Below are 25,091 nucleotides of genomic sequence, written 5' to 3'. Positions count from 1 at the left end.
GCTTGTTAGAGTTGTTGCCGCAGGTAATCGTCATAAGTACCTGAAAAATCGCGCATGCCCTGGTCAGTAAGCTCAATAATGCGCGACGCCAGCGACGACACAAATTCGCGGTCGTGGCTAACAAACAACAAGGTGCCTTCGTAATGCTCAAGCGCCAAGTTGAGCGCTTCGATGGATTCCATATCCAAGTGGTTGGTTGGTTCATCCATAATTAAAATATTCGGCCGTTGCATAATCAACTTACCAAATATCATTCGGCCCTTTTCGCCCCCCGAAAGAATCGTAACAGGCTTTTTAATGTCGTCTTGGGAAAACAACATACGCCCAAGCACGCCGCGTATAGCTTGCTCGTCATGGTGCGGTTGTTTCCATTGGCTCATCCAGTCAAACACGCTGATTTTGTCTTTGAACCAGTCTGCATGATCCTGCGCATAGTAACCAATACTGACGTTTTCAGACCATTTTATAAGGCCACTTTCCGGCGTGTGTTGGCCGACTAAGCATTTCAGCAAGGTGGTTTTGCCAATACCGTTGGCGCCCAAAATTGCGACTTTCTCGCCAACTTCAATCATTGTGCTCAGGTTTTTTAGCACCTTCAAATCATCAAAAGACTTATTCAACCCTTCTATTTCTAGCGCCAGACGGTAGAGCTTTTTCTCTTGCTCAAATCGAATGAATGGGCTGACGCGGCTCGAGGCCTTGACCTCAGCGAGCTGAATTTTTTCAATTTGCTTAGCGCGCGAAGTGGCTTGTTTTGCTTTTGAGGCATTCGCAGAGAAGCGGCTCACAAACTGTTGCAGCTCGGCAATTTTCTCTTTCTTTTTAGTATTTTCATTCAATAACTGTTCGCGTGCTTGAGTGGCTGCAAACATGTACTGATCATAATTGCCTGGGTACACGCGCAATTCGCCATAGTCGATATCCGCCATATGCGTACACACGCTATTTAAAAAGTGACGGTCATGCGAAATAATGATCATGGTAGCTTGACGCTCATTCAGCACATTTTCGAGCCAACGAATGGTATTGATATCCAAGTTGTTGGTTGGTTCGTCAAGCAGCATGATGTCCGGCTCAGAAAACAGCACTTGCGCCAGCAATACCCGAAGCTTAAGCCCTGGTGCAATATCACTCATTAGCCCAAAGTGCGCCTCCAACGGTATACCAACGCCAAGCAATAGTTCGCCCGCACGCGATTCTGAGGTGTAACCGTCCATTTCTGCAAACGCGACCTCAAGATCTGCAACACGCATGCCGTCGTCTTCACTCATTTCGGCCATGCCATAAATACGGTCACGCTCAGCTTTGACCTTCCACAGTTCTTCGTGGCCCATGATGACCGTATCAATGACACTGTATTGCTCATAAGCGAACTGGTCTTGGCGCAATTTACCGACGCGCATATTCGGCTCAACCGAAACGTTACCAGCCGACGGCTCGAGTTCACCACTAAGAATACGCATAAAAGTGGATTTACCGCAGCCATTTGCGCCAATCAAACCGTATCGATTGCCTTCGCCAAACTTAACAGAGATATTTTCAAAAAGAGGTTTTGCACCAAATTGCATGGTGATATTTGCAGCAGAAATCACGTTGTACACCCGAACAAAAAATAGGCGCGTAATCTACGTGTTTTAGCGGCAAATTACAAAGGAAGTTTACCCTATACTGATGAGTAAAAGTTTGTTCACCATGCTCGCATTGATTTCCTTGTGTTTTTCCCTTTACCCACATAGTCTTAACGTCAGGCGCATTAAAGGATCCAACACCCATGGCCGAGCCAATTGATAACAAGGTTTTTGAGTACGCTGTTGAACAGGCCTACGACTCTGTGCTCATTACTGATGCTGCTTTAGAGAGCCCAGGCCCTCGAATTCTGTATGCCAACTCGGCGTTTTGCCGAAAAACTGGGTACACCTTGAAAGAACTTGTTGGTCAATCACCACGAATTTTACAAGGCCCGCTTACTGACAAAAACGTGCTCAACCGTTTACGTCAAAATCTTATCGATGGGGAGCGCTTTGAGGGGGCCACGGTAAATTATCGCAAAGACGGCTCGGCTTATATCGTGCGTTGGAGCATTAGTCCAGTTCATAATGCGGCAGGTAAGATTACGCACTTTGTTTCCATTCAACGTGACATTACCCACGAGAGCGAACTTGAAAAGTTTAACGAGCAAATTCTTGATAGCCTTCCTGAAGGGGTTGTGGGTATTGATATCAACGGCTTGTGCACTTTCGTCAACCCTGTGGCACTGAAAGCTCTTGGCTATGATGATGAGCAAGATATTATTGGCAAGCCAAGTCATGCGCTGTTTCATCACAGCCACCCGAACGGTGAACCATTTGCCCTCGCTGATTGCCAAATACACAAAGCGATAAAAGCACACCGACCTTTAAAAAACTGGCGTGATACGTTTTGGACAAAAGCAAACACCTGCTTTCCAGTTGAGGTTTCTGTAACCCCGTTGATGAGCGAAACAAATACAGACTTCGGCGGTGTTTTTATCTTTAGAGACATCTCTGAACAACTAAAAATTGAACAAAACCTGAAACGGGCTGCTGAGCATGACCAACTGACAGGCGCTTATAATCGCCGCTTCGGAGACTCTATCTTAAGAGCGGAACTGGAGCGTTCGCAGCGTTATGGGGTGCCAGCATCATTATTGATATTTGATATTGATCTTTTTAAAGAAGTAAACGACTCTTTTGGCCATTTAGCTGGCGATGCTGTATTAAAAAATCTGGTGACTTTAACTCAAAATAGACTCAGAGAGTCTGATGTCTTAATTCGGTGGGGTGGCGAGGAGTTCCTGGTGCTTTTACCAAATACGGATTTATCAGGTGCCATGCAATTTGCCGAGTCGTTGCGTAAATCAATTCATGAAACAACGTTTAGCGATGTTGTGACCAACATCTCTGTGTCTATTGGTGTTTGTGCCGCAAGCTCCGGGGATGATTTGGATGCTTGGATATTACGCGTTGACAAGGCACTGTATAAAGCGAAAGAAAATGGCCGCAACCAAGTGGTTGCGTGCTCTTAACACCATCAGCAAAGAATTTGACGAGGACGATTTGAAGCCAACCCTTCCTGTTATTGTAATACCAGCCTTTAACCCTGATCAGCGGTTGCTGCATTTAGTCACTACGCTACAAGAGAGCCGAGAACTCTTCGAGGCGATAGTGATCGTGAACGATGGAAGCGAAAGCCCCAAGTTGTTCACTGCCATCAAACCTTCGGAAAATTTACATGTGCTTAGCCATGATAAAAACTGCGGTAAAGGTGCAGCATTAAAAACCGCTTTTCGTTGGGTAGTTGACCATAAACCGAGTGCGCCAGGGGTGATCACCGCGGATGCCGATGGCCAGCACTTACCGGAAGATATTGTGAAGGTTTTAGAAGCCTTTAAGCAACAGCCTCAAGCCCTCTGGCTAGGCAGCCGTAATTTCAAAGAAAAAGGTATTCCACTTCGATCATGGCTTGGCAACACCTTTGCTCGTTATACCTTTCAGCTTGGGTTGCGAATAAAAGTACCGGATACCCAAACTGGGCTTCGCGGTATTCCTTATACGCTGCTGGCTGACCTTATCGAAACGCCCAGCAACCATTATGAATTTGAACTAGACATGCTGATTTTGGCGAAGCAACAAGGCCTTCAGTTTTCGAGTGTTGAAATTACCACTGTATATGAAGAAGGCAATGCCAGCAGCCATTTTAAACCGTTGCAAGATTCGATAATTATTTACAAAAAGTTCCTCAAATTTTCTAGCGTAGGTATCGCATCGGCCAGCATTGATTACGGCTTGTTTGCGCTAATCTATGGCTTAACTGGCGAAATTTTAGTCGCTATCGCCGCTGCCCGTATGGTCTCAGGTGTGTTTAATTTCACTTTAAACCGGCAATGGGTGTTCGGCCGCGGTAGCTCCCTAACCCGCGATGCAACAAAATATACGCTGCTCGCTGTCACTTTAATTGGCCTAAACTATATTTTTACCAAGAGTCTTTTATGGCTGGGCGTTACACCATTCATTGGCAAACCGCTGGCAGAAGTTATTGTATTCCTGCTGAGCTATCGCTTTCAAAAGAAACTTGTTTTTCGCAGTAGCACGCACTAAAACCCCATTACCTTTTCTTCCGTTTTTGTTCTATAAATAATTCATTGTCCGCTTACAATGTGTAAGCGGCTTTCATGCGAGAAGACAATTATGCTCAATGAATTTAAAAAGTTTGCCATGAAAGGTAATGTTGTCGATATGGCGGTAGGTATTATTATCGGAGGCGCCTTCAGCACCATCGTAAAGAGTTTTGTAGCCGACATTATCATGCCGCCTATTGGCTTGATGTTAGGCGGTGTCGACTTCACCGATATGTTTATCGTATTACGCGAAGGTGTTGAAACCGCAGGCCCATATGTCGCTCTTGCCGATGCCCAAGCTGCTGGGGCTGTCACCATTAACTACGGTGTATTCATTACCAACACCATCAGCTTTATTATCGTAGCCTTTGCGGTGTTTTGGCTCATTAAAGGCATGAACAGCTTACGCACGAAAGAAGAGCCAGCGCCAGTCACGACTAAAAACTGCGAATTTTGCTGCTCTTCAATCCCTTTGGCCGCAACGCGCTGCCCTGCCTGCACGTCTGAACTGCCGACCCAAAACTAGAGTTGTGTGGCAAGAAACGGGATATAAACAATCACGTTCAACGGAAACGTAACCCCCAGAGATGCCAACATTGCTTTACTGATGTTGGCATCCGGAATTGCCGCACGAATGGCGGCGGGCGCAGCAATATAAGAAGCACTCGCCGTTAGCGCAGCCAAAATAAGTACACTACCTGACTGCAGTTCCAGATAACTACCAAGCAACAGCCCCGGCCATACCAAAGCTAACGGCGCTAACGCCGCAAATATAACCAAACGCCAATGTGCCAGCGGTAAAGGACGGCAAATTCGCGCAGTTGTTAATCCCATTTCCAGCAGGAATAACGCCAACAAGACTTTGAACCCGTCAACGACCAATGGTGCTATTGCATTGAGTCCGCTCGGGCCATACAGCCAACCCAATGCAACGCCGCCCATCAACAGAATGACGCCGCGACTGGTAAATGCTTCGTGCCATATGGCCAGCATATTTGTATTTTTGCCTTCCGCCCCCAGCTTCCAGTGATACAACGCTAACATTAAAATAATTGCTGGCAATTCCAGTATCACTAAATACAGTGTGGCATCAGCCGATATTGGTAAGTTAAAACTTTCCGCTAAAGCCCAAGCGACCGCGAACGTTCCCGCACTCACTGAACCGTAGTGAGCGGCAATACTAATCGCATCAACGTGAGCAAGACGCACCAATTTTTTCAATACGGGCAACAGGAAAATTGGAATCACCAAGCCAAGCAGCATGATGGCAGCCAGGTGCGACCAAACGATGGATTGCTGCTCACTGTTTAACGCTAACCCACCTTTAATGCCGATACTTAGCATCAGTAATATCGAAAGAATTTCGTAGATTTGGCCGGGAACTTTCAAGTCTGACTTGACCACGCCCGCGACAAGACCAAGGATAAAAAACGCAATGACAATATCTGGCATAAGAAGTCCTGTTGTTTAAATTGCGCGCCAGTATGCAAAAATATGTGTATTATTAAAAATAAATAAATATACCGCTATACATAGACAATTATCTATACGTTAATTTTAGGTTCATACTATGGATATTCGCCATCTCAATTTCCGACTGCTTGAAGTATTTACGCAGGTTGTTGAACAGCAAAGTATCTCCGGCGCTGCGCGGCGGTTATACCTGACTCAACCCACCGTGTCGTCCCAAATTCGCCGCTTAGAAGAAGTTTTTGACAGTAAGCTACTACTGCAACAGGGGCGACGTATGGTACCGACAGCCGCGGGTCAAGAGCTATACAAAGCCGCCGGAGATTCCATTCGGCGGTTAAGAGATTGCGGTGAAAAATTGTCAGCCATAAAGGGCGGATTGGCTGGCCAGTTAAATATTGCACTGGTGAACACCGCCCAATATGTTCTTCCCCAGTTGGTTGCTCAATTTAACCGTCAGTATCCAGATATTCAGGTAGAGCTGAGTATTGGTAACCGCGAGTCCACGCTGCAGCGCTATTTTTCAAATAAAGACGATATTTATTTGTTTAGTCATCCGCCAACCGACCAGAATGCTGAAGCATATGCCTTCATGCAAAACCAGCTGGTGCTAATTGCGCCGCCAACACATTGGGCAGCAAAACAGAAAGACCTTGATTTTCATGCCTTGCACAATGAACGATTTTTAATTCGAGAAAATGGCTCAGCAACCCGTATGGTTTTCGACACATGGCTTGCAGGCCAAGGTATTCAGCTCAGCCATCGTACGCAAATTGAAAGCAACGAGGCTATTCGATTAAGTGTTGCCTCAGGCAGCGGCTTAGCTGTTCTTTCTCAGCATATCGTTGAGCACGGTAGCGACCCGGTTGCTACGCTTAATGTGAAGGGTTTTCCACTTCCCGGACAGTGGTATATTGTGAGCCGTCGTGACAGCATGCGGCAGCAAGTCATTGAGCACTTTCGCGATATTGCACTCGCGAACGTGCATTCGCCGCGTTAAGTTATTCACTGAACCGTCGAGGAGTTCTACATGCCGGTAAATCAAAATGAGTTAAGCGCCCAGCAAACCCCGTTCTTGCTCATTGATCATGCGCGGTTTATGCGTAACCTTACTTACCTTAAGCAGCGAATTTCAGAACGTGGGTGTCATCTGCGGCCTCATCTGAAAACGTTACGCTCCGTTGACGCTGCTCATGACATACTGCCCAATTTGAATTCACCGGCCACCGTATCAACATTGGCGGAAGCTGAGGCATTTGCCGATGCAGGCTATACTGATCTGCTCTATGCCGTTGGTATTACAAGCAACAAATTGGAACGGGCAGCCGCTTTAATACAACGGGGCATTAGTCTCCATATTTTGCTCGACAGCCTCGAGCAAGCGCAAGCAGTTACTCGGTTCGGCCAGCAGCATAACGTTGTGTTTTCGGTATTTATCGAAATTGATAGCGACGGCCACCGTGGCGGTCTCGCACCTAATAATCCGTTGATTGGCAAAATCGCTACACATGTTCATGCCAATGGCGCGCAGTTGACCGGTGTTATGACGCACGCCGGTGGCTCATACTCCTCGCATTCTGTCGACGAAATTCGAACCGCCGCGGCACAAGAATGCGAAGCCGTTCGTCATGCAGCACAAGCTATTCGTGCTGCAGAAGTGCCCTGCCCCATTGTCAGCGTAGGCTCGACACCCACAGCGCATTTTGCTGAGGACTTTACCGGCATCAGCGAAGTTCGTGCTGGCGTTTATACAACGTTTGACTTGGTGATGCTGAACCTTGGCGTTTGTAGCCTTGATGATATTGCCATGTCGGTGGTAACAACTGTGATTGGTCATAATAAAGAGAAAAACTGGGTGCTGATAGATGCGGGCTGGATGGCGTTATCGCGCGATCGCGGTACTGCAAGCCAGCGTATTGATTATGGCTATGGCTTCGTTTGTAATGATTCTGGCGCCCCCTACGAAGGCGTTTGTGTCACGGCGGTCAATCAAGAACATGGCGTTATTGCATTACCGGCAACACACACCGTTGATGAGTTTCCTATCGGCGCCCAACTACGGATACTTCCCAATCATGCTTGTGCAACAGCTGCCATGCATCAACATTATATGGTGTTAAAAGACGCCGGTGAGCTCGAAGTTTGGCCTCGTATATTGGGCTGGTAAAACAACGTTAGCGTTTGTACTGCGTTGGGCAATACGCGCGTGAAACAGCCGGGTCTCTTAACTGTTCATGTTTGGTCGCCCGGCCTTGCACGCGTTTACGCCAAAGCTTAAATGAGTTGTGCTTTAGTTGCTGACGCATCAGTCGAATAACTTGCGACTCATTAAGTTGATACAAGCGCTCTATTGCTTCGAATGCGGTGCGATCTTCCCAAGCCATCTCAATAACACGAGAGATATCAGTCTCGGTAAGGTTTTCAAACGCAGATCGCTTCATAACGAGCCCTCTACGACGGCTAGATGGCCGGTTTTCACGTAGATAATGGTTTCTTCTTCTACGAATGGTGTATGCGCACTATTGTGTGGGCTACGTATCCATGTGCCGGTGGGGTAGCGGCCGTATTCATCCATGAACTCACCACTAAGTACGAGGATTTCTTCGCCGCAAAAGTGACGATGCGGCTTAAATACTTCGCCTGCAGGCCACTTAACTAATGCACAATGTTCTGTCTCAAAACTGTGTAACGGCATGACTTGCAGCCCACCTTGGCCCTGTAGCCACGGGCTGCTGTTGGTATTTATTCGCACCGTGGCGTCATCAGAACTGGAAAACTGGTGCAACTTCACAAATAACGTGCAGCCTTCATTGCTGTATGGGGCGTGTTGTGAACCTGGTGGGTTTCTAATATAGGTACCCTCTGGATAGTCTCCCATCTCGTCAGAAAACACCCCCTCAAGTACAAAGATCTCTTCGCCCAACGGATGCTGATGCGTCGCGAATTTGGCTCCCGGTGCATAACGGACAATACTGGATGCGCGCCCACGTTCTGCGTCTTCCCGTTCCAATGGTTTGCGCTCAACACCTGCAGCAGGGCTTGGCTGCCAGTCGGCTTCGGCGCTGCGCACTACAATTCGTTTTGAGAAATCCATATTAATCATGGTGCTACATATTCCAGTTCAATTCGGCTTATTTACGTCTCATTAATACTAAAAAAGGCCGTTTACAGATCGCTACGATGAAAATTTGGCGCTATCAACAGTGATAAGGCACAATGTTTATCTTTGTAATGTTAAAGCCCATGTAAAACAGCTTACATAAAGTCCTTTTATAAACTAATTTATAGTAGTGAATAATCGATTCACAATGGAGAAATATTTTATGAAAACTTCAAACCTAGCTGTTTTACTTATGTGTTGCGCATTTGCTTTGCCAGCAGTTGCACAACAAACTCAGTCAACTAAACAAGAACAGGCTTCAGAACAAGCAAAAGAGCAATCGAAAATGATGACCGAAGCCGAGCGTGAAGCGCGCATGGCCGAAATGGAAGCGGCGCGCGAGCAGCGCAAAGCAGAAATGGAAATGCGTAAAGAAGCGCGAAAATCCAATTCTGACATGGCTAAAAATGAACGTAAGAACTTGGAGCAAATCCACAAAGAAGAGCAGAAAGCACTTCAGCAAAAGCATAAGGAAGAGTGGCTGATGATGCGCGACATGCACAAGCAAGAACGTGAAGCCCAGAAAGAAATGGAAAAAGCTGAAAAAGAACGCAAGAGCTCAAAAGACCGTAAGAAAGACAACGGTAACTAATATTAACCTGCATGCGGTTTCGCTAAAGATGAAAATATACGTGGATGCGGATGCATGCCCAACAGTTATTAAAGACATTTTGTATCGTGCGGCTGAGCGAAAGCAGCTTGAGTTGATACTTATCGCCAATCAGCCGCTACGGGTTCCGCCTTCGCGGTTTATTTCGGCACGCACAGTCAGCAGCGGGTTTGACGTTGCCGATGATGAGATTGTGCGTTTGTCTGAAGCGGGTGATTTGGTGATTACGGCCGACATACCGCTTGCTGCAGAAATTATTGAAAAAGGTGGGCAGGTATTAAGCCCGCGCGGTGAGCTGTTCACCAAAGAAAATATCCGCGGGCGGTTAAATATTCGCGACTTTATGGACACCATGCGTGCCAGCGGCGTGCAAAGTGGCGGCCCGCCCCCGTTAAATCAGCGTGACCGCATGCAATTTGCTAATCATTTAGACCGAATTTTGGCGCGCGCTTAAGCGACGTTCGCGTCATAGTGGCTCAACAACAGTTGCTGCGCCTGCGCCAGCGGTTGTTGAGCGTCAATAATCTCGGCCTCATGGCTTGCTAACAAGTCCATCATCACTTCGTTATCTTCGCGGCCTTGCCACATTTTAACGTAAGTACCCTGCTTATAACCGCGCTGTTGGCGCAGATTATTCAATGCATTTTTACCAATGTAGGTTAAATAAACGGTATTGGCATCGCCGTAAGCATCCACTAACGCAGAAAACAATTTATCGAAAAATGCTGCGCCGCATTGCAATGGTTTTTGGCTGTTGCCGTCTTGTGCCAGTGCCACGATCAATTCCTTGCCGTCAGCAATGGGTGCTTTGCCGGTTGCGCCGGCCAGTACTAACGCGGCAACCTCTTCAGCTGCCTGCTCGTGGTTTAAGCCGCGAGCGCATGCATTTTCAACAGCATCTGAAATTGCAAAGTGCAGAATATCAATCAATTCCATATTGGCTTGCGCCCAGTCGGCCGATTGCTTTTTCCACCATTTGTAAGCGGTGTGTTCAAAGTACTCGCCTAACTCCACCAAAATAGCTTTCACATCATCACGCTTAACTTGTGGATTTTCAGGGTAGGCAGGGTCAATTACCTGATTGAAGGCAATCTGCATTTCAATCAATTGTTTTGCTTGTTCTGGGGTCATGGTTTGCTCATTTTCTGAGTGATCATTGGTCTGAATAGAGACAAGATTACCATCGCCATGGTATCGGTTAAAGCGCCTATTTTTATTCCGCGAAAACCAGCCCTTCAGCGGTGGCTGTTACTTCACGAAGTAACGTATCCGGCTTAGCGTCTTCGGTATAGCAGCACAACATATAACCGTTGCTAAGCGCATGCTCAGCACGCTGTTGATAGTCATGTACCGGGCGCTTTAACGTGCTCAGTAACAACCCCTGCTCTGCTTTCGTGACCGCTTCTGCGAGCGTCCAGCGCTGATAAAACAGCTGCCAGTCTGAGCCGTCTAGGTTCGAAAAAAAACCGTCTTGGTATTGTTCCACCAACTCGACTAAGCGCCTTCGCGGCTTCACAACTTCAATATCAACCCCGACAACATATTCTGGACTTGCGGCGACCAGAACACCGCCCTTGGTATGGCTAATCGAGCACTGCCACTGCTGCCCGCCAACACTCAGTAGTGGCGCGCCATTGTCTTGACGCGAAATCGCAACCGCACCGGCGGCACAATGCCACTGCTGACAAACAAGCCAACGTAAAAAGCCACGCCCAGCAAGAAACTGCTGTTGGCGTGGCTGTTGTCGATAAAGCAACGCAGCTTCTTGTTCAGCCGAAGTTACCCACGCATCAAGTGCGGGCAATACGGTATTAAAGTCTGTCGAAAAGGCTGTCGCTATCATTCATCTTAAGCTGCTATTTGTTTACGCTAGTGTACCGCAAATACGGCTTAACTGTTTTAAATCCTTGCGGGAATTTCTTCTCAGCTTCTTCCATAGAAACACTTGGAGGAATAATCACATCACCACCAACCTGCCAGTCCGCCGGGCACGCCACGCCGAATTGATCACCGGTTTGCAATGCATCAATAACCCGTAAAATCTCGGTGAAGTTACGCCCGACACTCATTGGGTAAGTCATGGTTAAGCGAATCTTGTGATTCGGGTCAATAATAAACACTGAGCGAACGGCGGCCGTTTCGCTTTCACCAGGGTGAATCATGTCGTACAAAGCCGCAACCTTGCGGTCTTTATCCGCAACAATTGGAAACTGAAGGTTGGTATTTTGGGTTTCATTCACGTCTTTGATCCAGCCCTTATGGGCTTGAACGGTGTCTGTTGATAACCCTAACGGCTTCACGCCACGCTTCTCAAATTCGCCGGCGAGCTGCGCAGTGCGACCCATTTCAGTGGTGCACACTGGTGTATAGTCTGCCGGGTGACTGAAGAAAAACACCCAAGAACCTTTCGACCAAGCGTGAAAATCAATTTCACCTTGGGTGGTATCAATTTTAAAATTTGGTGCCATATCGCCGATACGTAATCCCATGTTCATATCCTCACTTTGGGTTAAAACTTATTTGTATTTCGTATTTAACTAAATTAATTGCTATGCTGGTATTTATCAAGTTATGACAAGCGATAGCTGTAATCGTTTATTTCAATGATAGTTCATTCGCTGCTAGGTGCTTACACTCAGCTACAAATCAGAGGTGAATAGTGTGATTCAGGCAATTTTTGGTGCTGTACTTATCGGCTTAAGTTTAGGTATTTTTGGCTCTGGTGGGTCTATTTTAACCGTTCCGGTTTTACTCTATTTAGCTGACATGCCTGCCAACTTAGCTATCGCATCGTCTCTGGTTATTGTGGCCTTTATCAGTTTATTCGGTGGCCTGTTGAGTGCCCGCAAAAAGCTTGTTTCGTGGCCACACGTCTGGCTGTTTGGTATTCCCGGCATGATTGGTGCGTACGCCGGTGCTTGGGGCGGTACTGCTGTTGATCCGCGCATTCAACTGCTGGTATTTGTGGTACTCATGGCGATTGCGGCGGTCATGATGTGGCGCGGGCGTAGCACTATTAAAACGCCAAAAGACGTGAAGGTGGTACGGGTTATTATTGATGGCCTTATTGTTGGTGCCATTACTGGATTTGTCGGGGTCGGTGGCGGTTTTCTAATTGTTCCCGCTTTAGTGTTATTGGGTGGGGTACCCATGATACTGGCGATTGGCACCAGTTTAATGATTATCGCTTTAAAATCCTTTGTTGGATTTGCAAAATACTACAGTGCATTAACTGTGCAAGGTTTTGAATTTGACTGGACAGTCATCGCGATAATTACTGTGGCCGGAATAGTGGGCAGTTACGCAGGTGCGTGGATTGGCGCCAGGCTACCACGCCAAAAGCTACAAAAAGCCTTTGCTGTATTCTTGCTGATTATGGCTGTGGTTGTGCTTAGCCAGTCCGTATTGTAAGCCAAGTCAACGAAAGCGTTGCAATGAGCACCCATAACAAAACAGCGAGCAGAAGTGGTCTTGGCCCAGCTGCTTTTAACCGGGCGACGGTGATGCTGGCGCCAACCAAATAAAGGCAAAATACCAAAAGGCCTTTGCCTGCGCCGAACGTCACGCTGTAAAGCTCATGAAACTGAGGCCATGCTGAACTAACCAGCATGGCAACCACATAACCTATAATAAACAGCGGTATCTTCACCGGCGTTTGCGTTTCAGAGTGGCTAAAACGTTGGTAAACCAATGCTGATAGCAGCGCCAGCGGTACAATCCAAAGCGCGCGCGCTAACTTCAATGTGGTTGCGGTTTGCAGCGCTTCATCGCTGTAGGCCTGCGCAGCACCAACCACCGACGACGTGTCATGAATTGCGATAGCCGCCCAGGCGCCGAATGTTTGATCATCCAGTGCCAAGGCGCGGCCAATCAGTGGGAATATGAGCAATGCAACGGCATTTAGAGTAAAAACGCTCGCTAACGCTAAGGCTATTTGATCATTACGCGCGTGAACTGCAGGGGCAACCGCTGCAATCGCACTGCCGCCGCATATCGCTGTACCTGAACCGAGTAAATGGCTCGTGATACCATCAACTTTCAGCAACCGGCCAAGTAACAACGCGGCGCATAGCGTTACAACAATACTGGTTACCATGAGGCCGAAATAGTCACTTGTAACTTGCCACGCGACATCGAGCTGTACCCCGAAACCAAGCGCGACAATGGCTATCGCAAGTAGCTTTTTAACCCAAACACTGGGCTGAATAGACTGCGGCACCCAGCCCAAACTTGCCATTAGAAAGCCAAGCAAAAGCGCTATCGGCGCACTTATCCACGGGGAAAGCGTGATTGCGCCGATTATCCAAAATACGAACGGTCCAACTTTTGTCAAAATGTACTCTTTGGGTTTATTGCGACCACGTTAAAGTTGATCGATAGGCAGCTTTAGATACACCTTGCCGTTCTCATCTGCAGGCGGCATATGCCCCGCACGAATGTTCACCTGTATTGACGGCAAAATTAACCGTGGCATTTCAAGGCTCGCATCGCGCTCTTCGCGCATCTTAACAAATTCAGCCTCACTTACGCCATCATGCACATGTTTACTGTGTTTGCGCTGCGCTCCCACTGTCGTTTTATACTCATGCCCACGCCCAGCTGGCGGGTAATCATGACAAATATATATTTCGGTAGCCTCTGGCAGCGCTAATATCTTCTTGATCGATTGGAACAACGTGGCGGCGCTTCCTCCTGGGAAGTCACACCGCGCTGTGCCAACATCGGGCATGAACAAGGTATCGCCAACAAATGCCATTTGCTCGTTTACGATGTAGCATAAGTCAGCTGGTGTGTGCCCCGGCGTGTGCAGTACCCGAAAGTTTAAGGCCCCGACGTTAAAGGTTTCTCCATCTTTAAACAGGTGGTCGAATTGATGACCGTTAGGCAGAAACTCTTTTTCTAAGTCAAATACGTCTTTAAAGATTTTTTGTACGTCCTTGATATGCTCACCAATTCCGATATGCCCGCCAACTTGATCTTTTACAAATGGCGCTGCTGAGAGGTGATCTGCATGAGCATGCGTTTCAAGCACCCACGCGACTCGCAATCCCTCAGTATTTACGAAATCAACTATCCGTTGAGCCCCTTTAGTATTTGTGCGCCCTGATTTGTAATCAAAATCTAAAACAGGATCGATAACCACGGCCTGTTTCTCGTCTTGGTGGTACAACACATAGCTAAACGTTTCACTATCTTCGTCAAGAAAGGCTTTTACTTTTACTGCGTTATCTATCATTAGTGCTCCTAATTCTTTACTGGGAAGTATTTGCTTAATTTGTTTTGAAGCGTGCGACGGTGCATTCCCAAAGCTCTTGCTGTCGCCGATATATTGCCTTGATGTTCGTGCATCACGCGTTGAATGTGTTCCCACTCCAACTGAGCGGTTGTCATTGGTTGCGCACTGGCTAGTCGCATCACGTCTGATTCTGGTGTTAAACAATTCAGCAACACAGCAGTTTGTATTGGTTTTGCCAGATAATCCGTGGCACCCGCTTTGATAACTGCTATCGACGTGGCGATGCTGGCGTAACCCGTCAGAACAATAAGGTTTTCTGGCTTGAACCGGCGCTTCAAGGGGGCAATCAGTTCTAATCCGTTGGTTTCGCCAAATTTTAAGTCCAGCAATATGTGTTCTACGCCGCGGGCATCAACTTGACTCAGTTCTGTATTTGTTGCAGCCGTGCATACGCTATAGCCCGCGCGCTCAAGACGACTTGCGAGGGCCTGCAATAAATTAATGTCCTCATCAATAATCAGAACCGTTTCAGCCATGAATCACCTCTGTTGGCATGCATAGTTCGGTTACCGTATTACCTTGTTCGGTACGCCAAGAGACAACACCGCCAAAACGCTCAAACGTTTCATAACTTAACGTCGCACCTGCACCCATGCCACCACGAATCGACCGCAGTTCACCACCTAAACCTTGTTTACGAATGGTCATACGCCATACCTGTTCATGAACTTCCGTGCGCACTTCAATTTTCGAATCTCCTGGTGCAGCATCGGCGGCATTGTGAAGTAAACTCAGGATAGCCGGAATGAGTGTTCGGTCTGCGCGAATAACGTGACCCGGCTGCTCATCGTCGCGCCACATAACCCGAATATCAGGGCGCACTATTAATAGTGCATCTCTTACTTGTTGCACCAAATCATTGACTTGAAGCTCCAATATTCGATTGGTTCTGACATCTTCCGCAACTTGCCGCCAGTCTAGCAAGAGATTGTGAATGCGCCGGATTTGTTGCTCAGCGCGTTGCAAGTCTTCGTCATTCGGGTAACGTTGTCGTACGTCTTCTAGCATAAACTGAATGGTTTGAATCGGTGTCGCAACTTCGTGGCTGAACTGTGCGGCGGCAGTGCCAATAGTTACAAGCTGCTCATCTCGATGCTGACGTTGATGCTGCCCCCGAATTGCTTGCTGCTGACGAACTATAAAAACTCGTAACAAATGTAAGGTAATCGCCAATAACAATGCCGCGAATACTTGCCCGTAAACCATCGCCCGATAGTGGTTGTTGATTTGGTCAGCAGAAGGTAATGGCGCTTGCAACTGCAACAGTTGGCCCAACATACCCACCACCATCACAAACCACGCCAGTCGAATTGGCAGTAGGAGCATCGTCGCTGCCATAGGCACGATTATCAGCACGGCATAGGGATTCATTGCTGCGCCGTTTAACCAAATAAAAGTATTGGCAATAACGATGACAGTCAATAGCACCAGTGCTGTTAAAACATCCCGTATGGTCACGTGATTTAGCTCCTTTCGAAATACCTCTTAAGTATGCATGAGTTTGACCATATTTCCAGCCGTAACACATTGCATCATCCCTTTTGAAATCATGCTGGTAATGCTATTTCTGAGCTTGAACAAACCACACAGGTCAACGAACCTGACCGTACTTTCTGGTTTAAGCTGGATTATCACCTGTAACTGGGTATAAAATTGCCACCTTTGTCATTAACCAGCAACAAACGAGAGCAATTTATGGGTCGCGCGTATCAAAACCGAAAAGAGTCGATAGCAAAAACCGCTGCTGCAAAAAGCAAGGTATATAGCAAGTACGGCCGCCAGATTTACGTGGTCGCCAAACAAGGAGGTGTCGACCCAGACGCGAACTTGCAACTACGCAGCCTGATTGATAATGCGAAAAAAGACCAAGTACCCGCCCATGTTATCGATAAAGCACTTGATAAAGCGAAGGGTGGTGCGGGCGAAGATTACTCACCAGCAATGTACGAAGGTTTTGGTCCTGGCAACTGCATGGTGATGGTTGATGCGTTAACTGACAACCCAAACCGCACCATTGGTGAAGTACGTAATTGCTTTACTAAAACCAAATGCAAGCTTGGCGCGCCAGGCAGTGTTTCGCACATGTTTGATCACTGCGCAATATTACGCTTTGCCGGCGACGATGAAGAGGCCGTGTTAGAAGCCCTGATGATGGCTGATGTGGATGTTACCGACATGGAAGCCGACGACGGATTCATAACCGTATTTGCACCACATACAGAATCTCACAAGGCCAAACAAGCGTTGCAAGACGCCTTTGAGGGCCTGGAGTTTGAAGTTGATGAGGTTCAATATTTACCGCAAATGATGACGACGCTAAGCAGCGAAGAAGACATTGCCCAAATGGAAAAGCTTCTGGAAATGCTTAATGACTGTGATGATGTGCAAAACATTTATCACAGCGCTGAGTGGTAAGAACGAAAAACGTTGATCGTTATTCGTTGTTCGTTATTCGTTGAAAAGAAGAAACAAAAAAGGACGAGACCTATTGCTAGGTTTCGTCCTTTTCATTAACGATTAACGAATAACCATTAACGACTAACGATTACTCCAGTAAATCCAGGATAAACGCGTATTCTTCCGCGACTTCCTTCATGCGTGCGAAGCGGCCACTGCTGCCACCGTGCCCCGCAGTCATAATGGTCTTGTACATTAACGGGTTTGCATCGGTTTTATGCGTACGCAGTTTTGCGACCCACTTTGCTGGCTCAAAGTATTGAACTTGTGAGTCGTGCAACCCCGTAGTAACCAACATGGCTGGGTAATCCTGCTTCTTCACTTGGTCATAAGGTGAATAAGACAGCATGTAGTCATAGTAAGGTTGATTTTTGGGGTTGCCCCACTCGTCAAACTCATTCGTCGTTAACGGGATGCTCTCATCCAACATGGTGGTCACTACATCGACAAAAGGCACATGGGCGACTAATCCGCGATAATGCTCCGGAGCCATATTGGCCACAGCCCCCATCAACAGGCCACCGGCGCTACCCCCCATACCAAACACTTTGTCAGGGTGTGCATATTTTTCTGCAACGAGGTGTTCGGTTACATCGATATAATCGGTAAACGTATTGATTTTTTTGAGTAACTTCCCATCTTCATACCACTGACGGCCCATTTCCTGACCACCGCGAATGTGCGCAATGGCATACACGAAACCGCGGTCAACTAAACTGAAAATGGTTGAGCGAAAATACGGGTCAGAGCTTGAGCCGTAAGACCCATACGCATATTGATAAAGCGGTGCTGAACCGTCTTGCTTAAAGCCCTTTTTGTATAACAACGACACGGGTATTTTTGTGCCATCGTTAGCGGTCGCCCATGTACGTGCTGTTTCATAAAGGCTGGCATCAAAGTTCGGAACCTCTGTTCGCTTTAACAGCTCTTGCTCACCCGTCGCCATATCATAGGCATAGACAGTTGATGGTGTGGTTAGCGAACTATAGGTATAGCGCAATACATCGGTATTTTGCTGAACGTTGCGCTCAAATACGGTGACATAAGCTTCTTCGTCAGATGCGATAAACTGGGCTTGTTCGGAGTTCTCCCACGGCACGATACGAATGCGACGCAAACCGTCGCTGCGCTCGTTAATTGCAAGGTAGTTGGTGAACACCGTGAAGTCTTGAATAAACACGTCGTTGCGATGTTCAATAAGTGGCGTCCACTTTGACTTGTCACCAATATCACTGTGGGCAACAGTCATAATTTGGAAATTAGGCGCATTTAAATCGGTACGAATTATCCAGCGACCATCAAGGTGATCAGCGCTGTATTGAAAGTCACGTTCACGCGGCGCTAAAACCTGGAACTCGCCGTCAGGTGAATCCGCATCCAATACATGCACTTCGGTAGATACCGTTTGGTCTAGGTTGATTTGGATGTACTCGCCGTCTGTGGTGTTATTTACCCACATATAAAACGTATTATCCGTTTCTTCGTAAACAAGTTCGGCGCTTTCGGCTGGCTCACCGATGCGGTATTTCATAACGCGCGTCGACAGCAATGTTTGCGGGTCGTTTTCAATCACGAATACGGTTTTATTATCTTTTGCCCACGCAATTGCTGGCGACAAACCCGTTAATTTTTGTGCATAATCTTCACCCGTTTCCAAATTACGAATGCGCAATTCATATTGACGCCGCCCAGTATTGTCGACCATATAGGCCATTAAGTTCTGATTCGGGCTCACCTCTAAATTGCCGACGTTCATATAACTCTGGCCTTCAGCTAATACGTTCACGTCAAGCATGAGCTGGTCATTGCCCTCTTTATCGGTGCGCACATGAATGGGGTACTCTTTACCTGCTTCATATTTTACCGAATAAAGGTAATCACCTTTCTGATACGGCACTGAGCTGTCGTCCTGTTTAATTCGCCCAATAATTTCCTGCTCAACTTGCGCTGTCAGTTCGGCATAGTCAGCTCTGTAACTGTCGTAATAAGCATTCTCTGCTTCTAAATATGCGAGCATTGCAGGATCGCTACGCGAGTCATCTCGTAACCAGTAGTATGGGTCTTGCCGGTTACCTTGTGGCGATTCGACCACATACGGCCGTTGCTCAGCGATAGGCGGATTGCTTGTCGCAGTTTGCCCATTTTGCTCTGAAGTGATTGGCCCACAGGCGGTTAACCATAAAGCCGTTAACGCTAAGCCACTTAGTTGAAAGCGATTTTTAAATGCCATGTTCGAGTTCCCAAATTGGTGGAAATTTAACTATACGATGCATCAAATTTTAAGCAAAAAATCTATGTTACAAGTTGTTACACTTACATCTTAAATGAGGTATCATCGAGATAACTACACATTAGGTTAACATTTCGTCATACGAACGTTCATAGCGCGCAATTTAACGCAATTCGGAATACATGTCCGACCAGTTATGTCAGAGTGATGAAGTATTAAATTAAGTTAGCATATTCTGGGGGGGCGGATGCCGAAGATTACGTTTCTAATTGCGCTCGTACTGAGTGTTTTTGTCTTCAGTGCGCACGCACAAGAAACTACAGCGCCAGCTGTTGATCAAAGCATCGAAGATAGCCTTGATGATGTGCTGAACGCCGCCAATACCGAAACTTCAATGCAGCAACTACAAGACATTTATGCATCACTGACGCCAGACACGCCAATTATGAGCCGCGTGCGAACACTAAGCTATATTGCGCTTGATCACGCCTACCTTGGCAACTACGAAGATGCACAAAAGACCATTGCTGAAGTACGAATGCTCGCTAACCAAAGCGATTTGGCCGATGCAAAAGCAGAAGTTGAAGCAACTGCACTTTTAATTTCTGCCATGCAAGGCAAAATATCGCAGGCAATGGCGAACTTAAACGATGCCCTGATACCGTTAGAACAGGCCCAATTGCCCCGCGTTAAGTACTATGTGCACAATTTAGCTGCTTATTTATATGGGCAACGTAGTCAGTTTGATCGCTCACTCGAGCACTTGATTTATGCCGCAGATGCGGTGGCAGAAACCAATGATGGCCGTACCTTGATTCGGCTGCTGTCAACCAAAACACAAATTGCCAATTTATACGGGCGCCAAAAAAACTATGATTTAGCGATAGAACAACTCGACGATGCGGAACGCATTGCTGAAGAAAATGGCTTGCTGGAAGATTTTCAGCAAGAGTTTTTGTTCGAGCGCGCTTATATTGAAAGCCAACGCAATAATTACGATGCGGCTTTGGGGCTTTATCAACGCCTGCGCGACATGCTAAAAGATAACCCAGATCAAATTGCGAGCTACCTAACTGTATTGAACAACATGGGTGATGTGGATATTCGCATTGGCCGGTATGAAGATGCCCGCGCTGCACTTACTGAGGCCTACAACATTGCGCAGCTCAACCAGCAACAATTTAATCCAGAAATCATTTTATTTAATCTTGGCTATGTTGATGTGTTTTTAGGCGATGTTGATAAAGGTTTAGCCGCAATGCGCAATGTCATTGATGACGCGCGGGGAACTTGGTCACCAGCCGAACTTGAAGAGTTATTAGGCGAATACGCCGAAGCATTGATGCATTTAGAACGTAACGAAGAAGCAATACAAGTATTGCTGGAGCAACGTGATTTGCGCAATAAAGCCTACCAGGGCGACCAGCAAAAAAGCATTGCCGAACTGCAAAATTTATATGACAGCAAAGACAAAGCCATGCAAATTGAACTGCTGTCACAAAAGAACGAACTGAACCAGCAACTGATTGAAAATGAGAGCCAAAAGCGCACCATTTTGCTGCTGTTTGTCATCGTTGCAGTGTTTGCGATGGTCTTGGTGGCGTTGCTCTATCGCGCTGCGCGTCGCAGTAATCTTGAGCTGAAAGTAGCCAATAGCAAGTTGGCTGAGCAGTCGATGCGCGACCCGTTAACCGGCCTATTAAACCGCCGCGCGTTACAGGACAAGCTGAAAAGCCCGCATCCCGCCAGTCAAGACGCCATGTTGTTGCTAGATATCGACCATTTCAAACGGATTAATGACAATTTAGGACACGCCGTTGGCGATGATGTACTGATTGAAGTCTCCAAACGCTTGCTGCAGGTATCACGTGAGTCCGATTTAGTTGTGCGTTGGGGTGGCGAAGAATTTTTGATTTACATCAGTAACACCGAGAAATCAAAACTGCCTATTATGGCCAAACGCATGATTGATGTGATTGGCGCAACGCCAATCAAAGGCGGCGACCGTGAAATTTCGGTCACCGCTACCGCAGGATTTATTAGCTACCCGTTTGCTGATTTGCATGAAAACCAAATGGACTGGGAAGAGACTCTGCAGCTCGCTGACATGGTTCTTTATGCAGGTAAAGTTCACGGCCGAAACCAGGCTTGGGGTGTCATGGCGCTCAATAAACCCTTCGCGGATGTACAGAAATTATTAGAAACTGACTTGCCTGGTGCAATTGAGCAAGATGCCATTTCGGTGGAAATAATTCACGGTCCAGAACAGCAAAAACACAAATAAAAAAACCCGATGCAGCAGGTGCTGCATCGGGTTTTTTATTTTATTGTGGCTTAATTAAGCTCTTTAATACCCATATTCCAAAGCGTAAATCCATAGATATCCGCATATTGCTCAATGGTTTTTGAAACCGGCGTACCAGCCCCATGACCCGCATTGGTCTCAATACGAATCAATTGTGGATTCGCGCCAGCGTCTTTCGCTTGCAGCTCAGCAGCAAACTTAAATGAATGTGCTGGCACCACGCGGTCATCGTGATCGCCTGTTGTAATCATGGTAGCCGGATAGTGTGTACCCTGCTTCACATTATGAACTGGCGAATACCCTTTGAGATATTCAAACATCTCTTCGCTATCTTCGGCAGTACCGTAGTCGTAGGCCCAACCCGCGCCAGCCGTAAAGGTGTGATAACGCAGCATGTCCAAGACACCCACAGCAGGCAATGCCACTTGCATTAATTCAGGGCGTTGGGTCATCACTGCACCAACCAGCAAGCCACCGTTTGAACCACCACGTAAAGCCAATTTGTCATTCGACGTATAGCCTTCACCAACTAAATACTCAGCTGCAGCAATAAAGTCATCAAACACATTTTGCTTTTGCATTTTAGTACCGGCAATGTGCCAGTCTTTACCGTATTCGCCGCCGCCACGTAAGTTGGCAACCGCGTATACACCGCCCAATTCAAGCCACATGGCGTTGGTTACGCTGAATGACGGGGTTAGGCTAATGTTGAAGCCACCATAGCCATAGAGAATGGTTGGGTTGCTACCGTCCAGCTCAGTCCCTTTTTTGTAGGTGATGATCATTGGTACTTGGGTACCGTCTTTTGAGGTATAAAAGACCTGTTTTGACTCATATGCTGAACTATCAAACTCGGCTTTTGACTCGGCATACACGCTTGATTCACCCGCATCAGGTTCGAACGCGTAGATGGTGCCCGGCGTGTTGTAGTTGGTAAACGTGTAGTAAACAACATCTGCCTCACGTTTTGCGCTAAAACCACCGACACTGCCAACGCCTGGTAATTCGATGTTGCGCACCCGCTCGCCTTCGTAGTTGTATTGCTCAACTTTCGCAATCGCGTCAACCATGTACTCGGCAAAGATATACCCGGCGCCCGTTGACGGGCTTAAAACGTGCTCAGTTTCAGCAATGAAGTCCTGCCAGTTTTCCGCTGTCGGATTCTCGGCATCAACGGTAACAACGCGCTTGTTCGGCGCATCTAAATCAGTGACCAAGTAAAGTTTTGAATCAACGTTATCCAACACATAGGTATCAGAATCTGTGTGATCAAGTACTGTAACAAGTTCACTGTCAGCTTGGCTTAAGTCTTTAATAAACAGCTTATTGCCCGAGGTTGATACTGCCGCAGTAATCACCAAGTAGCGATCATCTTCAGTCACTTGGCCGCCAACGTAACGATGTTTTTCAGCATCTGTACCACCAAAAACAACGGTATCTTCAGCTTGAGTCGTACCTAACTTATGATAATACAGTTTGTGTTGATCGGTTTTAGCAGAAAGCTCGCTACCTTCAGGCTTGTCGTAGCTCGAGTAGTAGAACCCATCGTTGCCATACCATGAGATGCCGCTAAATTTAACGTCAACTAATGTCGGCTCAAGTTGCTCTTTAGTTTCGACATCAATCACAATGATTTTCCGCCAATCACTACCGCCTTCCGAAATTGCGTAAGCTGCTAATGAGCCATCTTTTGAGAAGCTCAACGTTGCCAGTGACGTTGTACCGTCTTCGCTAAAAGTATTGGGGTCTAAAAATACTTCTGTATTGCCGTCAGCGTCGGTACGGTAAACCACGTATTGGTTCTGCAGGCCGTCATTCTTATAAAAGTAGGTGTAATCCCCCTCTTTAAATGGCGCACCAACTTTCTCGTAATTCCAAAGCTGCGCAAGGCGGTCTTTGATTTGATCGCGATATGGGATTTGCTCAAGGTATTCAAATGTCACCTCATTCTGTGCTTTTACCCACGCCTCAGTTTCTTCTGAGCGATCGTCTTCTAACCAGCGGTATGGGTCAGCAACAACATTTCCGAAGTATTCATCGGTGACGTTACCGCGCACTGTCATTGGATAAATTATCTTGGCATCCACGGCGGTCTCCGTGTGGGTGTCTTGTTGTGGCGAACACGCGCTTAATAACGCGACGCCTGCCACTGCAGCTATGTATTTCATGTAGGTATAACTCCCCTGCTATTTTTATTTAGGTTAATGCTGGATGTGTATTCGCAAACCAAGGCTGACTGTTCAACGCCAACAAAAATTGCTGCAAGTTTGGATAGTTTTGAATGTTAATACATTCACGAAACTGTGCCCAACTTAAGAAGCACGCCAGACGCAACTGCCCATCACTGTATGGCGCTTGCGTTGGCCATTCTTGTTCATTCAACAACGCCAATATAGAGTTCACTCTGCTCTGTTGGCGAGTTAGATACTGACTTTGTTCGCCAGTAATACTATCACGCTGCAATAAAAATAAATTCACCGTGGTATCAAGCGCCGTATTCGCGAGGCAAAACAAATCAAAGTCTTGCACGTTGTCACAAAACGCCTGTTGATTGCGCTCACGCAGATGTCGAACAATGGAGGCTGAGTCGTACAGCGTAATTTCGCCATCCTGCAAAAATGGTACGCGCTGAGTCGGCGATTGCTGGGCACTTTGACCATAATCTGTCGGAATAAAATCAAAGGTTTCACTATTTTGTGCCAATACAATGCGGCAATGGCGCACGTAAGGCGAGGTGTAACTGCCAAATAACTTCATAATATCCCCTAAAAGACGTTAAGCTATGCACACATTGTGCTTGAGATTACCAAAATGAAACGCGTAATACATTATTTACTAAAGGGCTTAACAATATTACTGCCTCTTGTGATGACCATCGCATTGGTTCATTGGTTTCTAGTCACTATCGAAACCTGGCTGCGGCCCATATGGGAGTCGATTCTTGGCACCCAATATTATTTTCCAGGTCTGGCGTTCTTGAGCTTTGTGGTGATTGCACTGATTGTTGGTTATAGCGCCCGCTGGCGCTTCATCAATAAAATGTGGCAACTACCTGGCAGCATCATGGAAAAAATGCCGCTACTGCGCAGCCTGTACGGCACCATTAATGATGTGTTCGATTTAATGTCTGGCAAAAGCTTTTCGGATGAGTCAGTAGTTTTGGTTACCCTTCCAGGAGCTGACGTTAAACTTATAGGTATTGTGACCAAAAGGTCTGGCGAAAAGAATGACCGCCTTTCGGCCATGCTGGATGACGACCACATTGCCGTATTTTTGCCAATGAGTTACAACGTTGGCGGCTACATGTTAATTGTACCGCGAACCAGTGTGGAAACCCTTGATATGTCACCAGCTGATGCTATGCAACTGACTATTAGCGGTGGTTTAGGTAAAAATCGTAATAATGTTGAAGATGATTAAACGGAGTA

At 46.9% G+C, this 25,091-nt stretch carries 25 protein-coding genes; 11 read left to right on the top strand and 14 right to left on the bottom strand.

The window, feature by feature from the left end:
- Nucleotides 1-5 precede the first annotated feature (5 nt).
- Complete coding sequence (locus tag ACN0UY_RS07640; RefSeq protein WP_128352408.1) at nucleotides 6-1,592, bottom strand: ABC-F family ATPase; 1,587 nt, start codon at nucleotides 1,590-1,592, stop codon at nucleotides 6-8.
- A 179-nt stretch (nucleotides 1,593-1,771) separates the two neighbouring features.
- On the opposite strand from ACN0UY_RS07640, the gene ACN0UY_RS07635 reads away from it, so the two are divergent.
- The 3 genes from ACN0UY_RS07635 (at nucleotide 1,772) to mscL (ending at nucleotide 4,661) form a co-directional block, all read left to right on the top strand.
- Entirely contained in the window at nucleotides 1,772-3,043 is a 1,272-nt protein-coding gene (locus ACN0UY_RS07635; protein WP_417666101.1) for a diguanylate cyclase, read from the top strand.
- Entirely contained in the window at nucleotides 3,012-4,115 is a 1,104-nt protein-coding gene (locus tag ACN0UY_RS07630) for a GtrA family protein (protein ID WP_417666100.1), read from the top strand. The genes ACN0UY_RS07635 and ACN0UY_RS07630 overlap by 32 nt, the downstream gene beginning before the upstream one ends.
- A gap of 90 nt (nucleotides 4,116-4,205) precedes the next feature.
- Nucleotides 4,206-4,661, top strand: coding sequence for a large-conductance mechanosensitive channel protein MscL (mscL, locus tag ACN0UY_RS07625; RefSeq protein ID WP_417666099.1), 456 nt, complete (start codon nucleotides 4,206-4,208; stop codon nucleotides 4,659-4,661).
- Here the strand turns inward: mscL and ACN0UY_RS07620 are convergent.
- The gene (locus ACN0UY_RS07620) at nucleotides 4,658-5,587 is read right to left on the bottom strand and encodes a sodium-dependent bicarbonate transport family permease (protein WP_417666098.1); all 930 of its coding nucleotides are present in this window, start codon (nucleotides 5,585-5,587) and stop codon (nucleotides 4,658-4,660) included. The genes mscL and ACN0UY_RS07620 overlap by 4 nt on opposite strands.
- A gap of 118 nt (nucleotides 5,588-5,705) precedes the next feature.
- Between ACN0UY_RS07620 and ACN0UY_RS07615 the strand changes: the two genes are divergently transcribed.
- Nucleotides 5,706-6,605 carry a LysR family transcriptional regulator gene (locus tag ACN0UY_RS07615; protein WP_417666097.1) on the top strand — a complete coding sequence of 300 codons (900 nt, stop codon included), beginning with the start codon at nucleotides 5,706-5,708 and terminating at the stop codon, nucleotides 6,603-6,605.
- Nucleotides 6,606-6,635: 30 nt separating this feature from the next.
- Nucleotides 6,636-7,772, top strand: coding sequence for a DSD1 family PLP-dependent enzyme (locus ACN0UY_RS07610; RefSeq protein ID WP_417666096.1), 1,137 nt, complete (start codon nucleotides 6,636-6,638; stop codon nucleotides 7,770-7,772).
- 7 nt (nucleotides 7,773-7,779) lie between these two features.
- On the opposite strand, the gene ACN0UY_RS07605 is transcribed toward ACN0UY_RS07610, so the two are convergent.
- Both ACN0UY_RS07605 and ACN0UY_RS07600 read right to left on the bottom strand, forming a co-directional pair.
- Nucleotides 7,780-8,046 (bottom strand): TIGR03643 family protein, encoded by a 267-nt coding sequence (locus ACN0UY_RS07605; protein ID WP_417666095.1) that lies wholly within the window; start codon nucleotides 8,044-8,046, stop codon nucleotides 7,780-7,782.
- A complete protein-coding gene (locus tag ACN0UY_RS07600; protein WP_417666094.1) occupies nucleotides 8,043-8,708 on the bottom strand; it encodes a cupin domain-containing protein in 666 nt (221 codons plus the stop codon). The genes ACN0UY_RS07605 and ACN0UY_RS07600 overlap by 4 nt, the downstream gene beginning before the upstream one ends.
- Nucleotides 8,709-8,928: 220 nt before the next feature.
- Between ACN0UY_RS07600 and ACN0UY_RS07595 the strand changes: the two genes are divergently transcribed.
- Nucleotides 8,929-9,357, top strand: a complete 429-nt coding sequence (locus ACN0UY_RS07595; protein ID WP_417666093.1) for a hypothetical protein — start codon at nucleotides 8,929-8,931, stop codon at nucleotides 9,355-9,357.
- A 28-nt stretch (nucleotides 9,358-9,385) separates the two neighbouring features.
- Entirely contained in the window at nucleotides 9,386-9,829 is a 444-nt protein-coding gene (locus ACN0UY_RS07590) for a YaiI/YqxD family protein (protein WP_417666092.1), read from the top strand.
- Here ACN0UY_RS07590 and ACN0UY_RS07585 read toward each other — a convergent pair.
- The 3 genes from ACN0UY_RS07585 to ACN0UY_RS07575 all read right to left on the bottom strand — a co-directional run bounded on the left by ACN0UY_RS07585 (nucleotide 9,826) and on the right by ACN0UY_RS07575 (nucleotide 11,864).
- Entirely contained in the window at nucleotides 9,826-10,506 is a 681-nt protein-coding gene (locus tag ACN0UY_RS07585) for a dUTP diphosphatase (RefSeq protein WP_417666091.1), read from the bottom strand. The genes ACN0UY_RS07590 and ACN0UY_RS07585 overlap by 4 nt on opposite strands.
- 82 nt (nucleotides 10,507-10,588) lie before the next feature.
- Nucleotides 10,589-11,218, bottom strand: a complete 630-nt coding sequence (locus tag ACN0UY_RS07580) for a 4'-phosphopantetheinyl transferase family protein (protein WP_417666090.1) — start codon at nucleotides 11,216-11,218, stop codon at nucleotides 10,589-10,591.
- A 13-nt stretch (nucleotides 11,219-11,231) separates the two neighbouring features.
- Nucleotides 11,232-11,864, bottom strand: coding sequence for a peroxiredoxin (locus tag ACN0UY_RS07575; RefSeq protein WP_417666089.1), 633 nt, complete (start codon nucleotides 11,862-11,864; stop codon nucleotides 11,232-11,234).
- 172 nt (nucleotides 11,865-12,036) lie between these two features.
- On the opposite strand from ACN0UY_RS07575, the gene ACN0UY_RS07570 reads away from it, so the two are divergent.
- Nucleotides 12,037-12,786 (top strand): sulfite exporter TauE/SafE family protein, encoded by a 750-nt coding sequence (locus tag ACN0UY_RS07570; protein WP_417666088.1) that lies wholly within the window; start codon nucleotides 12,037-12,039, stop codon nucleotides 12,784-12,786.
- On the opposite strand, the gene ACN0UY_RS07565 is transcribed toward ACN0UY_RS07570, so the two are convergent.
- Genes ACN0UY_RS07565 through ACN0UY_RS07550 form a run of 4 tightly spaced genes read right to left on the bottom strand, consistent with a single transcriptional unit; the run spans nucleotide 12,767 to nucleotide 16,129 of the window.
- On the bottom strand, nucleotides 12,767-13,708 hold the full coding sequence (locus tag ACN0UY_RS07565; protein ID WP_417666087.1) for a YeiH family protein: 942 nt from the start codon (nucleotides 13,706-13,708) through the stop codon (nucleotides 12,767-12,769). The genes ACN0UY_RS07570 and ACN0UY_RS07565 overlap by 20 nt on opposite strands.
- A gap of 30 nt (nucleotides 13,709-13,738) precedes the next feature.
- Nucleotides 13,739-14,611, bottom strand: a complete 873-nt coding sequence (locus ACN0UY_RS07560) for an MBL fold metallo-hydrolase (protein WP_417666086.1) — start codon at nucleotides 14,609-14,611, stop codon at nucleotides 13,739-13,741.
- A gap of 8 nt (nucleotides 14,612-14,619) precedes the next feature.
- Complete coding sequence (locus ACN0UY_RS07555) at nucleotides 14,620-15,147, bottom strand: response regulator transcription factor (RefSeq protein WP_417666085.1); 528 nt, start codon at nucleotides 15,145-15,147, stop codon at nucleotides 14,620-14,622.
- Nucleotides 15,140-16,129, bottom strand: a complete 990-nt coding sequence (locus ACN0UY_RS07550) for a sensor histidine kinase (RefSeq protein ID WP_417666084.1) — start codon at nucleotides 16,127-16,129, stop codon at nucleotides 15,140-15,142. Before ACN0UY_RS07550 ends, ACN0UY_RS07555 begins: the two co-directional genes overlap by 8 nt.
- Nucleotides 16,130-16,366: 237 nt before the next feature.
- Here ACN0UY_RS07550 and ACN0UY_RS07545 point away from each other — a divergent pair, with 237 nt between their 5' ends.
- The gene (locus tag ACN0UY_RS07545) at nucleotides 16,367-17,086 is read left to right on the top strand and encodes a YebC/PmpR family DNA-binding transcriptional regulator (protein WP_417666083.1); all 720 of its coding nucleotides are present in this window, start codon (nucleotides 16,367-16,369) and stop codon (nucleotides 17,084-17,086) included.
- 130 nt (nucleotides 17,087-17,216) lie between these two features.
- On the opposite strand, the gene ACN0UY_RS07540 is transcribed toward ACN0UY_RS07545, so the two are convergent.
- Nucleotides 17,217-19,358: a S9 family peptidase gene (locus tag ACN0UY_RS07540; RefSeq protein WP_417666082.1), complete on the bottom strand. Its 2,142-nt coding sequence runs from the start codon at nucleotides 19,356-19,358 to the stop codon at nucleotides 17,217-17,219.
- A gap of 247 nt (nucleotides 19,359-19,605) precedes the next feature.
- Here ACN0UY_RS07540 and ACN0UY_RS07535 point away from each other — a divergent pair, with 247 nt between their 5' ends.
- Nucleotides 19,606-21,642, top strand: a complete 2,037-nt coding sequence (locus tag ACN0UY_RS07535; RefSeq protein WP_417666081.1) for a diguanylate cyclase domain-containing protein — start codon at nucleotides 19,606-19,608, stop codon at nucleotides 21,640-21,642.
- 50 nt (nucleotides 21,643-21,692) lie between these two features.
- Here the strand turns inward: ACN0UY_RS07535 and ACN0UY_RS07530 are convergent, their stop codons facing one another.
- Nucleotides 21,693-23,831: a prolyl oligopeptidase family serine peptidase gene (locus ACN0UY_RS07530; protein ID WP_417666080.1), complete on the bottom strand. Its 2,139-nt coding sequence runs from the start codon at nucleotides 23,829-23,831 to the stop codon at nucleotides 21,693-21,695.
- A gap of 28 nt (nucleotides 23,832-23,859) precedes the next feature.
- Nucleotides 23,860-24,420 carry a glutathione S-transferase family protein gene (locus tag ACN0UY_RS07525; RefSeq protein WP_417666079.1) on the bottom strand — a complete coding sequence of 187 codons (561 nt, stop codon included), beginning with the start codon at nucleotides 24,418-24,420 and terminating at the stop codon, nucleotides 23,860-23,862.
- Nucleotides 24,421-24,474: 54 nt separating this feature from the next.
- Here ACN0UY_RS07525 and ACN0UY_RS07520 point away from each other — a divergent pair, with 54 nt between their 5' ends.
- A complete protein-coding gene (locus ACN0UY_RS07520; protein ID WP_417666078.1) occupies nucleotides 24,475-25,083 on the top strand; it encodes a DUF502 domain-containing protein in 609 nt (202 codons plus the stop codon).
- Nucleotides 25,084-25,091 lie beyond the last annotated feature (8 nt).

This window comes from Pseudidiomarina sp., from assembly GCF_048268165.1.
In the GTDB taxonomy this organism is placed as follows: Bacteria; Pseudomonadota; Gammaproteobacteria; order Enterobacterales; family Alteromonadaceae; genus Pseudidiomarina.
The sequence above is the reverse complement of the archived record's forward strand: the minus strand, read 5'-3'. Positions and strand labels throughout refer to the sequence as shown.

Excerpts from the sequence above, each read along its gene's own strand:
- ACN0UY_RS07635 (WP_417666101.1), top strand. The coding sequence starts at position 1,772 with ATGGCCGAGCCAATTGATAACAAGGTTTTTGAGTACGCTGTTGAACAG.
- ACN0UY_RS07630 (WP_417666100.1), top strand. The coding sequence starts at position 3,012 with ATGGCCGCAACCAAGTGGTTGCGTGCTCTTAACACCATCAGCAAAGAA.
- mscL (WP_417666099.1), top strand. The coding sequence starts at position 4,206 with ATGCTCAATGAATTTAAAAAGTTTGCCATGAAAGGTAATGTTGTCGAT.
- ACN0UY_RS07620 (WP_417666098.1), bottom strand. The coding sequence starts at position 5,587 with ATGCCAGATATTGTCATTGCGTTTTTTATCCTTGGTCTTGTCGCGGGC.
- ACN0UY_RS07615 (WP_417666097.1), top strand. The coding sequence starts at position 5,706 with ATGGATATTCGCCATCTCAATTTCCGACTGCTTGAAGTATTTACGCAG.
- ACN0UY_RS07610 (WP_417666096.1), top strand. The coding sequence starts at position 6,636 with ATGCCGGTAAATCAAAATGAGTTAAGCGCCCAGCAAACCCCGTTCTTG.
- ACN0UY_RS07605 (WP_417666095.1), bottom strand. The coding sequence starts at position 8,046 with ATGAAGCGATCTGCGTTTGAAAACCTTACCGAGACTGATATCTCTCGT.
- ACN0UY_RS07600 (WP_417666094.1), bottom strand. The coding sequence starts at position 8,708 with ATGATTAATATGGATTTCTCAAAACGAATTGTAGTGCGCAGCGCCGAA.
- ACN0UY_RS07595 (WP_417666093.1), top strand. The coding sequence starts at position 8,929 with ATGAAAACTTCAAACCTAGCTGTTTTACTTATGTGTTGCGCATTTGCT.
- ACN0UY_RS07590 (WP_417666092.1), top strand. The coding sequence starts at position 9,386 with ATGAAAATATACGTGGATGCGGATGCATGCCCAACAGTTATTAAAGAC.
- ACN0UY_RS07585 (WP_417666091.1), bottom strand. The coding sequence starts at position 10,506 with ATGACCCCAGAACAAGCAAAACAATTGATTGAAATGCAGATTGCCTTC.
- ACN0UY_RS07580 (WP_417666090.1), bottom strand. The coding sequence starts at position 11,218 with ATGATAGCGACAGCCTTTTCGACAGACTTTAATACCGTATTGCCCGCA.
- ACN0UY_RS07575 (WP_417666089.1), bottom strand. The coding sequence starts at position 11,864 with ATGGGATTACGTATCGGCGATATGGCACCAAATTTTAAAATTGATACC.
- ACN0UY_RS07560 (WP_417666086.1), bottom strand. The coding sequence starts at position 14,611 with ATGATAGATAACGCAGTAAAAGTAAAAGCCTTTCTTGACGAAGATAGT.
- ACN0UY_RS07555 (WP_417666085.1), bottom strand. The coding sequence starts at position 15,147 with ATGGCTGAAACGGTTCTGATTATTGATGAGGACATTAATTTATTGCAG.
- ACN0UY_RS07545 (WP_417666083.1), top strand. The coding sequence starts at position 16,367 with ATGGGTCGCGCGTATCAAAACCGAAAAGAGTCGATAGCAAAAACCGCT.
- ACN0UY_RS07540 (WP_417666082.1), bottom strand. The coding sequence starts at position 19,358 with ATGGCATTTAAAAATCGCTTTCAACTAAGTGGCTTAGCGTTAACGGCT.
- ACN0UY_RS07535 (WP_417666081.1), top strand. The coding sequence starts at position 19,606 with ATGCCGAAGATTACGTTTCTAATTGCGCTCGTACTGAGTGTTTTTGTC.
- ACN0UY_RS07530 (WP_417666080.1), bottom strand. The coding sequence starts at position 23,831 with ATGAAATACATAGCTGCAGTGGCAGGCGTCGCGTTATTAAGCGCGTGT.
- ACN0UY_RS07525 (WP_417666079.1), bottom strand. The coding sequence starts at position 24,420 with ATGAAGTTATTTGGCAGTTACACCTCGCCTTACGTGCGCCATTGCCGC.
- ACN0UY_RS07520 (WP_417666078.1), top strand. The coding sequence starts at position 24,475 with ATGAAACGCGTAATACATTATTTACTAAAGGGCTTAACAATATTACTG.